The sequence below is a fragment of the Pontiella sulfatireligans genome (genome assembly GCF_900890705.1).
Taxonomy (GTDB): domain Bacteria; phylum Verrucomicrobiota; class Kiritimatiellia; order Kiritimatiellales; family Pontiellaceae; genus Pontiella; species Pontiella sulfatireligans.
Genome location: NZ_CAAHFH010000001.1, coordinates 2,003,375 through 2,015,903, shown reverse-complemented (window position 1 = coordinate 2,015,903; position 12,529 = coordinate 2,003,375). Strand labels below are relative to the sequence as shown.

Here is a 12,529-nt window from a genome sequence, read left to right as displayed (position 1 = left end):
ATGAAATGTGCCGTTATTCTATTTCTGTTTTCAGCCATCGGCATTCATGCCGCTGAAAACAAGCAACCTGAGATACTACGCTTTTCGGTTCAAAAAAAACTGCAGGGCGAGCAGGGCGTTGAACAGATTGTTGTGCGCGGCGTTGCAAAGGATGCCGAAGACGGTCCCCGGTTAGACTACGCCTATCGCATCGTTTCCGGGGGAGGTCGATTGGAGCTGGTCAAACGCTATGCCATCTACCATCCGGAAAGTCCCGGCAATGTGGTTTTTGAACTAGCCGTGACCGATTCTTCCGGTTCCATCACTACCGCCACCACAGAATTCTTTGTGGGCGGAGGAGATTCAAAAAAACTCTATACCGACAAAGCGATCTGGATGGCGGCGCTTGCGCCTGCATCCAGAAAACAATCCGCGTTTCAGTTTGTTGTGCGCGATCCAATGCTACCGAATATTCTGCTGATCGGCGATTCGATTTCCATTGGCTATACGCCCTATGTTCGGGAAGCACTGAAGGGAAAGTGCAATGTCTATCGCATACCTGAAAACGGCGGCGATTCCAAAAAGGCGCTGGCGCAATTTGAGTTCTGGATGGGCGATAACAACTGGGATGTGATTCATTTTAATACCGGCCTCCACGACATGAAGCGCGTGATCAATAATCAGCTCGATGTCAACGGCGAGCATGTAAACAGCCCGGACGCCTATCGCACCAATCTTGAAAATTATTTCCAACGGTTGGAAACGACCGGAGCCAAACTGATCTGGGCCAATACTACCATCGTACCGGATGGGTCAGGCGGTCGCGTTAAAGGTGAAGAAGTTCAGTATAATCGGGTTGCGGAAGAGGTTCGCCGGAAACATCCATCCATTGTGCTGAATGATCTTTATGCGCTGACCGAAGCAAATCCTGCTGATCAGAAGCCGGCAAATGTCCATTTTGAAGAGATCGGAAAGCAGCGGCAGGCCGAACTGGTCGCCACAAAAATTATGGAAATGCCGAAGTGAACTACCGGAAGAATGAAGGAAGACAGGATAAAACGAACTTGGGAAAGAAATGATGGCGAAAAATCATAAGACGAAATACGTACTAATTTTGGTTTTGATGTCACGTTTGAGTTGCTCTTGTTATTCTCAGGAAAAAGAGCTCACTTGGGAAGAGTTGCGGGAACAGTTTGAGTGCCCCGCTTGGTTCGCCGAGGCACGGTTTGGAATCTGGGCCCATTGGGGCGCACAGACCCAGCCGGAAAAGGGGGGCGGATGGTATGCCCGCCACATGTATATGCAGGATGTCGGAAATCAGCTTTGGGGAACAAATGCGTATCCGTATCATTGTGAAACCTATGGCCACCCCTCGGAGATTGGATATAAGGATGTCCTTAACAAATGGAAGGCAGAAAATCTGGATACGGATGCGTTGTTGACCTATTTCAAAAATATCGGCGCTAGGTATTTCATGATTTTGGCAAACCATCATGATCGGTTCGATAATTTTGACTCCACCCACTTCGCATGGAACTCGGTGAATGTCGGCCCGAAGCGTGACATCGTAGGCGAGTTTGAAAAATCAACGAAGAAGGTCGGGCTTAAATTTGGCGTGAGCTCCCACGATGACCGCTTTATGCAGTGGTGGCTTCCCGCGTTCGGCGCCGATAAGGACGGGCCGTATAAAGGTGTTCCCTATGATGGCCACATGACTAAAGAAGATGGCATTGGCAAATGGTGGGAAGGACTGGATCCCGCCGAACTTTATGGTCTGCCCCCTGAAAAACGCACGCCCCAATGGGAAAAGGGCGTGAAGGAAAACTGGGTGCTTCGTCACAAGGAACTGGTCACGAAATATGATGTGGATATGTTCTGGTTCGATGGCAACGGCTTCCCCTACAAGAATTATGGCAAAGAGGTCTGTACGGATTTTTATAACCGTGCTCTCAAAAAAGACGGGAAGATTGATGTGGTTGTGGTGGGTAAATGTAAAAACGAACCCTCCACCATCCAGGACGTGGAGCAGGGCGGAGCAGAAGAAATTAAATCGGCACCGTGGCAGGGTACCCTGACCTTTAATAGTTGGTTCTACAAAAACGAGCGGCCGATCAAACACAGCGCGCGAACCGTGATAGAGATGCTGATCGACATGAACAGCAAGAACGGCAACCTGATGATGAATGTGGAGTTGATGCCTGATGGCACCATTCCGCCGGAGCACAGGAAAATCATGGATGAGCTGGGCGCATGGGTGAACCTGAACAGCGAAGCGATCTATGCGAGCAAGCCATGGAAGATTTACGGCGATAACCTCGACTCCCACCTGCGCGTCGAGAAAGGCGCTATGGGGGAAATAGATTTGAAGGCCTTGAAAAAGCGTAAGAAACAAACGCACTTCAATACCCGCACGCTTGCAAGTCCTGCTTTCGGACATGATGAGGTTCGCTTTGTAACTAAAGGCGACACGTTATATCTTTTTGTGATGAATCCTACGGCGGGTAAAATTAAGGTGCCGTCGTTGGGACTCTCCTCAAAATATAATTCCGAAAAGATTAGTTCCATTTCAATGATTGGAAATGGATCCGCAATTGAGTTTGAGCAAACGCCGGAAGCGCTGATGCTGAATGTGCCGGAGAGCCGACCGAACAAATATGCCGCCGTCTTCAAGGTCGAAGGGGTGCTGTGATCAAGAAGTTTTTGGTGTTCGTTGTTATTATCAATATGTCGAATCTAGGTTGCTCCATGGGTGCGGATAACGATTCCAGATGGAAACTAGTGTGGTTTGATGAGTTCGACGGAAAAAGGTTGGATGATTCCAATTGGATAAGGTGTCATCGAGGGAAATCTGATTGGGCGAATACCATGTCAGATGATCCACGATTGCTTGAGATCGACGATAGTAAGTTACACCTTCATGGGATTGCCAATGACGCGAGAGTGGAAGACCCGGCGCCTTATTTGACAGCTGGAATTACCAGCAAGGGCAAATTTTCGGTTCAGTACGGTAAAGTGCAGATTCGGGCACGCTTCAAGAGTGCCCAGGGGGCCTGGCCGGCGCTTTGGATGCTGGGCGTCGAGGGGCAATGGCCTGCTAACGGCGAGATCGATCTGATGGAACACTTGAATTTCGATCAAAAGATCTACCAAACGGTGCATTCAGAATATACGGTGAAATTCGATAAAACCAATACACCGAAAAGCGGGGGTACCGCCGCGATTAAGCGTGATGACTGGAATACCTACGGTTGTGAATGGGATGCGGATCAGATTGTTTTTACGGTCAATGGAAAGTTAACCCATATTTATCCTCGAGTACCTTCAGCTGGCGACAAACAATGGCCGTTTGACCAACCCTTCTATTTCATTTTTTCCATGCAGATTGGCGGGAAATGGGTGAATGGGTCTGGGGCAACCAATCCCGAACACTATCCCGCTAGCATGAGCGTTGACTGGGTGCGCGTTTACGAGCAACAGGCGTTGCTTGGGCAATAAAAAGCATGGCTGAACGGTGCACTTTAATGAGTGGCCTTCCTTGCTGCGTAAACGCATCCTTTCGGTCTATTTCGTTTAGCGCCTTCCGATAAAGCGGTGTTTTGCCCAGCGTCATTGGCTTTGGAAAAACTGAGATCGGAATTCTTTGTTTTTGATTAACTGCCGCTACATCGTATGCGTCTGTTCGTTCACCCACTTGACAGCATTTATGCTGACTGTGCGCGGGATGAGTTCCATTGAGCCGGAGTCCAGCTGGCAGCTTCGTTCTGTCCCATGGTTGGAAGGGCTTCGAGCACATCCCGCAAATAGTCGGCGGGGTTGATGTCGAGTTTTCGGCAGGTTTCGATGAGACTGTATATGATGGCGCTATCCTGACCGGATCGGGGGCTGCCGAAGAAGAGGAAGTTTTTCTTGCCGATGGCCGTGGGCCTGATGGCATTTTCGACAAGGTTATTGTCGATTTCCAGCTTCCCGTGCTCAAGAAACAGGTTCAGGCTGTCCCAGCGTTTGAGGGTATAGCTGATAGCTTCTCCGAGCTTGCTTTTGGGCAGTTGTTTTTTCTGTTCACGATCCAGAATGGTTTTTATTTCATTAAGCACTGGAGCAGAGTGTTCCTGCCGATAGGTTGCCCGGTCGAGCTCCGGTTGTTTGCGCAACGTGGTTTCGTTGCGATAGAGCTTCGCAATGAGTTTGATAATTTTCCGGCTGATTGAATCCCCGGCCTCATGAAATTTACGCCGGGCATGTGCCCAGCAGCAGGCATGAATAATATTTCCCTTTTCCTGTTCATGAGCCGGGTCGTTCAGCCATGACGGATAAGAACCGTATCCATCGCTTTGCAGAAGACCGGCGTAATCTGTCAGCATCGAATCAAGACATGATGCAGCACGACTCGGAAACCATTCAAAGAGCACTCCAACGCCTGGACTGTGATAGGCCCATAGGTATCCATTGGGACAATGGTCCTTTTTCGGGTCTTGGTATTTGATAAAAGTTTCGTCGGCCTGAATATACTCACTTTGCCGGATTTCATTTCTCAGTGCTTCGTAGATCAACGTTAACCAGTCGGCGATAAGATACATCCAGTTGCCCATGGTTTTGCGGCTGATTTCGATGCCGTGGCGGTATTTTAAAACCTGTTCCTGACGGTAGAGCGGAAGATGGTCGCAATATTTGCTCAGAATGATCTGTAGGAGCAGACCGGCAGAAGCATAGCTGTTTGGAATCAGTCTTGCCGGAGCTGGTGCGATCAGCGGCGGCACTTCACGGTTATCAATCTCAATAAACTTTTCTCGAATGATTTCACGGATAAAATACCGGGTCGGAACAACGTCGAGCTCCCGTACTTTTTCCTCCCCGATTTTTTTATAGCGACCAGGATTTCCCTGAACCTCATCGGGAATGATGATCACCTGCTCAACCGGCAGGTCTTCCGGGACCCGTTCCTTGAGCGGCTTGCGCTTTCCTCGACGGGACTCAACCGGCTCTGAATCATCCTGTTCGGCCTCTTCCGCTATTTCCAGAGCCTCTTGGGCTTCCTGCAGTTCATCGAGCAGTAGTTCCATCTGATCCGGGCTTAACTTTTCGGAACTGCGCCCGAACAGTTTTTTCAGCAGATACTGAACTTTCTCATTAAGCAGTTTAACTTCGGTTTTGAGCTGAGTGTTTTCGGCATTCAGAGACGTCCGCTCCTTTACCATCAGATCAAAATTTTCCCGGTTAAAATTCATGCCGTACATTATACCAAAACACGTTGAAAATGCGGCACCAACCTGATGGAAAATGCAAAAAAAATCAGCGCTGATACCAAGGTTTGAGCGAGCCTTGTTTTTGATCAACTCCATCGAGCAGCAGGGCCAGCGCTTCCGGAGCAAGACTAAGCTTTTCATCTGCGCCAACGCCTTGAGGCCAACTGAAACAGCCCTTTTCAAGCCGCTTGATAGCAACCCACATGCCGGTACCATCCCAGTACAGCGTCTTGATCCGGTTTTTCCGTCGGTTCGTAAACACAAACAATGTGCCCGAACACGGATCTTCATTTAACCTATCCTGCACTACACAGTGCAATCCGTTGAAGCTCTTACGCAGATCCACCGGCTCAACCGCCAGAAATACCCGGATTGAATTACTTAATCCAAACATCCGGCAGCCTCCCGCAGAACCATACCGAGTTCATTCAGTGACGGAATTGGAAGCTGAACCTCAATCCCGTTCGGCAGAAAGATCTTCAGTTCATCTATCTCAGGAGGTCCGGGCTGAACTTCCACCTCGCAAAAAGCAACCTCAGATTCCTGACGTTCAATTCGCAGCCAACGGGCCAGCGTTTTCGGGTTGATGCTCCATTCCCGGCAAAACGCCGCCTGGGTCAGCCCCGCTGAATTAAACTCCTCGATCAGTTCCCGGCGTTCTTCCTCCGTATAGGAAGCCCGCCCCGACACATTGTTTTCATTCGTATCCATGCCTGACAAATTATCAGGCTTTGCCGGAGCTGACTACGGGGTGAAAGAAGAGGCGTTTACGCTACATCATCAAAAAGTTGGTCGGTAGTGGAGTTCCATGGTTGATCACTTGTACAGATTTAAACCTATTTGGAGATTTATTATGGGAAACCTTGGAAAGCAATCAGCGCTCTTAACCGTTATTGCGTTAATAGGAATCAACGCATTGGCTGCGGACTGTGAACCTACCTGGGAGTCGCTGCAGACGGTGGCCATTCCTGAGTGGGTTAAGGATGCCAAATTCGGAATTTATACACACTGGGGACCGTATTCGGTGCCTGGTTATAAGGGAAATACCTACATCGCCGAGATGTATACTACCCCGGAGAAGGATAAAGAAGGCTACCGCAAGTTTCATGAAGAACAATTCGGGCCGATTGAGACGTTTGGCTATAAGGAAATTGTCGATCAGTTCACCGCGCCGAAGTTTGATGCAAAAGAGTGGGTGGATGTCATGGAGTCCGGTGGGGTAAAATTTGCCGGCCTCTGTCTGGCCCACCACGATGGGTTTGCACTCTGGGACAGCGAGTATACCACGTGGGATAGCATGGATCGGGGGCCGAAACGCGATCTGTATGGAGAGATTGCCAAAGAAGTGCGTAAGCGTGACGACATGAAGTTGCTGGCGACCTTTCACCATGCCCGTTCCTACGGATTTTCACAAAAATCGGCGAAGAATGCCGGTTTTACAGACGAAGAAAAGGCGAAGCTGGACATCTTTGATCCGAAGTATGCCGATATCTATTTTAATCCGGATTATATGACCAAGGAGCAATTCGGCCTTGAATGGCAGAATAAGGTGAATGAAGTAATGCGAAAGTATCAACCCGACATGTTCTGGTTCGACGGCCTTTCCGGATCGATTGTTTCGGGGGTGATTAATGAGGATGCATTGCTGAACTGTTTTGCCGATTACTACAACAACGGCACTCCGTATGTAGAACAGACCGTGATCGCCAATAAACTTCCGGGTACAACGCTATGGAATTTTCCAGTCGGTTTCGGGCTGCGCTGCTATGAAAATGGTCGTGATATGGAGCGGGATGTGCGCGGTGACTGGTTGATTGACCGGGCGATCGGTTATCCATGGACGTGGGTTCGCAATAAGACCTATAAGCAGAAGGCGTCCTATCATATCGTCAGCATCGTCGATATTTCCGCACGCGGTGGTGTGATGCTGCTTTCTCTCACGCCGAAAGGCGACGGTTCGATTCCTGATGAGGAAAAGAAAATTATGGCCGGTATCGGCGCATGGCTGCGGGTCAACGGAGAGGGGATTTATAGCACCCGTCCGTGGAAGGTAGTCGAAGAGGGCGTAACGGGTGATGAACTGCGCGTTGTTCGCGAAAACAGAAAAAAGCCGGGCGTGATACAGGCCAAGTGGGGCTTTGATCAACTGGAACAAAGCAAGGGACAAGCGTTTCGTTTTACCCGGAGCAAAGATTATTCATCGCTGTATGTGCATGTGGTTGGTGTTCCTGAAAGCGGGGCGGTTACCATTCAAACCCTGCGTACAGGAAACGTGGCGAAGAACGGTGCCGGCATAGCGTCCGTTTCCATGTTGGGGTCTGATGAAAAGATCGACTGGAAACAGACGGATGAAGGGCTGATGCTCGTATTCCCGGAAGTGCTTCCGTGCGAGGTCTCCTACACCTTCAAGGTCACTCCGAAAGCTGGAAAGATTGATGATGCGCCGCGAGAAAAGCTGGATGACCCCATCAAACGCAAAGGGGACTGGCCGGTATTTAAAGGATCACCACTGGGTTAATTGATAACGGGAAAACGTATGACTTTTATTAGACTGTTCTTATTGTTGTTGGTCGGAACTGCGTCGGTTCAGGCGGCGGGGCGCCCCAACATTTTGTTCATCATGTCGGACGACCACGCGGCACATGCCATCGGCGCGTATGGCGGGCGGTTGGCGCCGCTGAATCCGACGCCGACACTCGACAAACTGGCGGCGGAGGGCATGGTGTTGGAGAATACATTCTGCAACAATTCGGTCTGCAGTCCGTGTCGCGCCTCGATCCTGACGGGGCAATATAGCCATGTTAACGGTGTGCGAAATCTTGGAGGGAAGGTGTGCGAGGAAAATCAGACGTTGCCGTTGGAGATGCGCAAAGCGGGCTATCAGACCGCTGTCATCGGCAAATGGCATCTCGGGATTCAACCACTGGCATTTGACTATTACAAGGTGCTTAAAGGGCAGGGGAAATATCACAACCCGGAATTTGGTCTGCGGGTTTCGCCGGATGCCGATGAGCTGCAGGTTACGGAAGAAGGGTATTGTTCGGATCTAATCGCCCGGTCATCCATTGACTGGCTGAAGAACCGGAACAGAAAACAGCCATTTATGCTGCTCACTCATTTTAAGGCACCACATGGCCCGTGGGATGCGCATGAGCGCTACGACAGCCTCTATGCGGAAATCGAGATTCCTGAGCCGGATAGTTTGTTTGATAATAAGAAAAACGGCTCGATCGCTACCCGTGGTTATAACGATGAACTTCTTTTTAATATCGGAACGTCGGTTGGCCGACGCCATGCATATCGCACGCAGTTGAAAGGGATCGGTCGGGATCAGAAGGCATCGGTTGCCGCGATGACGGATGACGAGGCAAAAAGCGCCAGTTATCAGTACTATCTGAAGACGTATCTGCGCTGTGTGCGCGGGGTGGACGATAATATCAAACGGCTGCTCGATTATCTTGAATCGGAAGGTGAACTGGATAACACGCTGATTATCTATACCTCGGACCAGGGCATGATGCTGGGTGAGCACGACTATGTAGACAAACGCTGGATGTATGAGGAATCAATGCGCATGCCGTTCATCGTTCGTTATCCCAAAACCATTGCGGCGGGTACGCGCTCCGACGCGCTGATTAATAACACCGACTTCGCGCCGATGATTCTGGACTACGCTGGGGTCGCGACCCCCGCCTCCATGCAGGGCCGCAGCTTCCGGTCGATTATGGAGACCGGCAAGGAACCGTCTGACTGGCGCCAGGCCACCTACTACCGCTATTGGATGCATATGATACATCATTACAACCCAGCCCATTTTGGCATCCGCACCAAGGAGTGGAAGCTGATCTTTTTCTACGGCGCGGATGAAAAAAAGGCCAACGGTAATCGTCGTACACCGCCCGGCTGGGAGCTCTACAATATTAAAAATGATCCGTTGGAAATGAACAATCTGCACGGTAATCCTGAATACAAGGAAATCGAGAAAAAGCTGAAAGAACAGCTAAAGGCAACGCGTACCGAGGTGAAAGATTCAGATGCGAACTATCCGCATATTCAGGCGATTGTTGAAAAACACTGGAATGGCGGTGAAGAAGAGGCCATTCAAATTTCCAACCAAGTGGTGAAAACCCCGATTGGCGTGAAAACCAAAGGCCATAAGAAGAAAAAGAAATAACCAGGAGAAATATAATGCAACACCGATTTAAAATAAGCGCCTTATTGTTTGTCGGGCTCTGTGCTTTGGCTCAAGCCGCAGACAAACGACCTCATCGACAAGCTTCCTCCTTCCCTAAAGCTACGGCGGACAGGCAGGATAGGCCCAATATTCTATTCATCATTGCCGATGACCAGTCGCCGTTTGATTTGAAGCTGTATGATCCATCTTCAGAGCTGGATACCCCGGTGATTGACCGCTTGGCGGCCGACGGGATGGTTTTCGACGGGGCGCATCACATGGGCGCGTGGATTGGCGGAGTCTGCACTCCGTCTCGCCACATGATCATGAGTGGGCGGACGGTTTGGCATATTCCGGGAAAGCCCGGGAAGGCGAGTCATCCGAATGCTGATAATCCAGAGCTGGTTCCTCCGAATCTGGCGGACTATACCATGGGGGCCGTATTCAACCGAGCGGGCTACGATACGATGCGCACCTGCAAGCGGGGCAACAGCTATCAGGCGGCGAATGATCTGTTTACCGTGGTTCATGACAAAACCAACCGAGGCGGGACCGACGAAAAGGGCAGCGCCTGGCATGCCGAGCGGGTGTTGGACTATCTTGCAGAACGCGAAAAAACCGGGGACGAAGATCCGTTCCTGATCTATCTTGGATTTTCCCATCCGCATGACACTCGGGATGGAAAGCCCGAACTGCTTCGCAAGTATGGAGCGACGAACCATCGGGATGAAAATTCGCTGCCGAAACCGGATCCGGAAAATCCGGCGCCAGCGCTTCAGCCGAACTATCTTCCGGCTCATCCTTTTCACCCTGGGCATAAGAATCTTCGCGATGAGGTGGCCGTTTCCGGTGTCTGGACAAATCGAGATGAAGCGACCATCCGGAATGAGCTCGGTCGCGAATATGCCTGTGCGGAAAATCTTGATATACAGATCGGCCGGGTGCTTGAGAAACTTGAAGCCATGGGCGAGATAGAGAATACCTATATTTTCTATACCGCAGACCACGGTATCGCGATCGGCCGTCATGGGCTGACTGGAAAACAAAACCTCTATGAGCACACCTGGCGGGTTCCCTTTATTGTGAAAGGGCCGGGCATTGAAGCCGGCACACGTGTGCCGGGCAACATTTACTTGCTCGACACGCTCCGGACCCTGTGTGATCTGGCTTCTGTTGATGTTCCGGAACTCACTGAAGGAGTCAGCTTTAAACCGGTGCTGGAAGGTGAGATGACGCAGGTTCGCGATGTGCTTTACGGGGTTTATTCCGGTGGAACCAAACCGGGAATGCGTTGTGTCAAGAAAGGCGATTGGAAGCTGATCAAATATGATGTGCTCGATGGCACGGTCCGGGAAACCCAGCTTTTTAATTTGTCCGATAACCCAGGTGAGCTGCTTCTGGAACATCATGATCCGGATGTGGTGGCGCTTACCGGAAATCGTCCCCAACCTAACCAGGTTAATTTGGCCGAGGATCCAAAATATGCGGATAAGCTCAGAGAGATGGAAGCGTGTCTGCTATCGGAGCAGCAACGACTGGATGATCCCTATCGGTTATGGGATCAGCCGGCTAATTAGAGGAAATAGGTGACTGAAATGATAAAGCGCATTGTTTTTTTATTGATAGTTATTGCAACGGTAGTCGGCTGGGCAATACCTGTTCGCGCTGCCGACATTTCAAAGCCCAATATTATCTTTGTCCTGCTGGACGATCTGGGCAAGGAGTGGGTCGGCTGTTATGGCGCGGAAGGCATTGAAACGCCACGAATTGACGAGCTGGCCGAAGGCGGCATGCGGTTCAACAATGCCTACTCCATGCCGCAGTGCACGCCGAGCCGCACCTGCTTCCTGACAGGGCAATATCCGTTCCGTAACGGCTGGGTGAACCATTGGGATGTGCCGCGCTGGGGCAAGGGCTACTTTGATTGGCGCAAAAATCCAAGTATTGGGCGAGTGATGAAATCGGCCGGCTATAAAACCGCGGCCGCCGGCAAATGGCAGATCAACGATTTTCGTGAGCAGCCGGATGCGATGGTGAAGCATGGATTTGATGAATACTGTATGTGGACAGGATGGGAAGAAGGTAACGATCCGAGCGGCGAACGCTACTGGAATCCCTACATCCATACCAAGGAAGGCAGTAAAACCTACACGGGCCAATTTGGTCCCGATATTTACAACCAGTTCCTCGTCGATTTCATCACCGAAAATAAGGATGAACCCTTCTTTATCTACTATCCGCTGGCACTGCCGCACGGCCCGCTGACCACCACGCCGCTTGAGCCGGATGTGACGGAAAAGTATGATATGCATAAGGCGATGGTTCGTTATTGCGATCACCTGACCGGCAAGCTGATGGATCACATCGACGAGCTAGGCATCCGTGACAACACCATCATTGTCTGGACCTGTGATAACGGCACCTCAAAAAGTTTGACGAACATAATGAATGACCGAGAGGTGCGGGGAGGAAAAACTCTGACGACCGAGAATGGTGTGAATACACCGTTCATTGTCAACTGTCCCGGCACGATCCCGGCGGGCGTAGTTTCCGATGCGCTGGTTGACTTTTCCGATATGCTGCCTACCTTCGCCGATATGGGCGGCGCGGAACCGGAGTCCAGGTTTGTCTATGACGGGTTTTCTGCCAAGGATGTATTCACCGGAAAGGTGAAAAACTCCGGACGCGAATGGAATATGGCTATGGGCAGTCACGGTGGGGTCAGCACTGACAAGGGCATTGAAAATATCTACTATTTCCGCGACCGGGTCATTCGCGAGGAGCGGTATAAATTGTTTGTCGGCACTGACCGCAAACCGGAAAAGCTGGTGGATGTCATCAACGATCCTGACGAGAAAAAGAACCTGATCGATAACCCCGAGTATGCGGCAGTCGTGAAACGGCTGTACAAGCCGATCGAAGATATGCCTGTAACGGACAGCGATCCGGTTTATACGGTGATCCCGGATTATCCCGTCTACAAGAATGACGGAAAACGCAGCAAGATTCATAAGATTGGACATCCTGATAATCCGAAGGGCGATCATCTGGAACTCAAAAAAAAAGAAATAGAAGAGTACCTTCCACACATCGGGAGACCGTGATATTTTTCAAGATATTGGATCGGCTAACC

General features: G+C 50.5%; 10 protein-coding genes. 7 read left to right on the top strand and 3 right to left on the bottom strand.

What is annotated here, in order from left to right; genetic code table 11:
• The 3 genes from SCARR_RS06840 (at position 1) to SCARR_RS06830 (ending at position 3,474) form a co-directional block, all read left to right on the top strand.
• On the top strand, positions 1-1,005 hold the full coding sequence (locus SCARR_RS06840; RefSeq protein WP_136060755.1) for an SGNH/GDSL hydrolase family protein: 1,005 nt from the start codon (positions 1-3) through the stop codon (positions 1,003-1,005).
• 97 nt (positions 1,006-1,102) lie between these two features.
• Positions 1,103-2,668, top strand: coding sequence for an alpha-L-fucosidase (locus SCARR_RS06835; RefSeq protein ID WP_168433068.1), 1,566 nt, complete (start codon positions 1,103-1,105; stop codon positions 2,666-2,668).
• Entirely contained in the window at positions 2,665-3,474 is an 810-nt protein-coding gene (locus SCARR_RS06830; protein WP_136060753.1) for a glycoside hydrolase family 16 protein, read from the top strand. The genes SCARR_RS06835 and SCARR_RS06830 overlap by 4 nt, the downstream gene beginning before the upstream one ends.
• Before the next feature lie 206 nt (positions 3,475-3,680).
• Here SCARR_RS06830 and tnpC read toward each other — a convergent pair whose 3' ends face one another.
• The 3 genes from tnpC to tnpA form a co-directional block, all read right to left on the bottom strand.
• Entirely contained in the window at positions 3,681-5,204 is a 1,524-nt protein-coding gene (gene tnpC / locus SCARR_RS06825; protein ID WP_168432867.1) for an IS66 family transposase, read from the bottom strand.
• Positions 5,205-5,268: 64 nt separating this feature from the next.
• A complete protein-coding gene (gene tnpB, locus SCARR_RS06820; RefSeq protein WP_136060751.1) occupies positions 5,269-5,616 on the bottom strand; it encodes an IS66 family insertion sequence element accessory protein TnpB in 348 nt (115 codons plus the stop codon).
• Positions 5,604-5,933, bottom strand: a complete 330-nt coding sequence (gene tnpA / locus SCARR_RS06815) for an IS66 family insertion sequence element accessory protein TnpA (protein ID WP_136059628.1) — start codon at positions 5,931-5,933, stop codon at positions 5,604-5,606. The genes tnpB and tnpA overlap by 13 nt, the downstream gene beginning before the upstream one ends.
• Positions 5,934-6,075: 142 nt before the next feature.
• On the opposite strand from tnpA, the gene SCARR_RS06810 reads away from it, so the two are divergent.
• The 4 genes from SCARR_RS06810 to SCARR_RS06795 are packed head-to-tail and all read left to right on the top strand — an operon-like array spanning position 6,076 to position 12,500.
• Positions 6,076-7,740, top strand: coding sequence for an alpha-L-fucosidase (locus tag SCARR_RS06810; protein WP_168433067.1), 1,665 nt, complete (start codon positions 6,076-6,078; stop codon positions 7,738-7,740).
• Between the two features lie 18 nt (positions 7,741-7,758).
• Positions 7,759-9,396, top strand: a complete 1,638-nt coding sequence (locus tag SCARR_RS06805; protein ID WP_136060749.1) for a sulfatase family protein — start codon at positions 7,759-7,761, stop codon at positions 9,394-9,396.
• Positions 9,397-9,410: 14 nt separating this feature from the next.
• Positions 9,411-10,973 (top strand): sulfatase-like hydrolase/transferase, encoded by a 1,563-nt coding sequence (locus SCARR_RS06800; protein ID WP_136060748.1) that lies wholly within the window; start codon positions 9,411-9,413, stop codon positions 10,971-10,973.
• An 18-nt stretch (positions 10,974-10,991) separates the two neighbouring features.
• Positions 10,992-12,500: a sulfatase-like hydrolase/transferase gene (locus SCARR_RS06795; RefSeq protein ID WP_136062125.1), complete on the top strand. Its 1,509-nt coding sequence runs from the start codon at positions 10,992-10,994 to the stop codon at positions 12,498-12,500.
• The last annotated feature ends 29 nt before the right edge of the window (positions 12,501-12,529 follow it).

Excerpts from the sequence above, each read along its gene's own strand:
- SCARR_RS06840 (WP_136060755.1), top strand. The coding sequence starts at position 1 with ATGAAATGTGCCGTTATTCTATTTCTGTTTTCAGCCATCGGCATTCAT.
- SCARR_RS06835 (WP_168433068.1), top strand. The coding sequence starts at position 1,103 with ATGTCACGTTTGAGTTGCTCTTGTTATTCTCAGGAAAAAGAGCTCACT.
- tnpC (WP_168432867.1), bottom strand. The coding sequence starts at position 5,204 with ATGAATTTTAACCGGGAAAATTTTGATCTGATGGTAAAGGAGCGGACG.
- tnpB (WP_136060751.1), bottom strand. The coding sequence starts at position 5,616 with ATGTTTGGATTAAGTAATTCAATCCGGGTATTTCTGGCGGTTGAGCCG.
- tnpA (WP_136059628.1), bottom strand. The coding sequence starts at position 5,933 with ATGGATACGAATGAAAACAATGTGTCGGGGCGGGCTTCCTATACGGAG.
- SCARR_RS06810 (WP_168433067.1), top strand. The coding sequence starts at position 6,076 with ATGGGAAACCTTGGAAAGCAATCAGCGCTCTTAACCGTTATTGCGTTA.
- SCARR_RS06805 (WP_136060749.1), top strand. The coding sequence starts at position 7,759 with ATGACTTTTATTAGACTGTTCTTATTGTTGTTGGTCGGAACTGCGTCG.
- SCARR_RS06800 (WP_136060748.1), top strand. The coding sequence starts at position 9,411 with ATGCAACACCGATTTAAAATAAGCGCCTTATTGTTTGTCGGGCTCTGT.
- SCARR_RS06795 (WP_136062125.1), top strand. The coding sequence starts at position 10,992 with ATGATAAAGCGCATTGTTTTTTTATTGATAGTTATTGCAACGGTAGTC.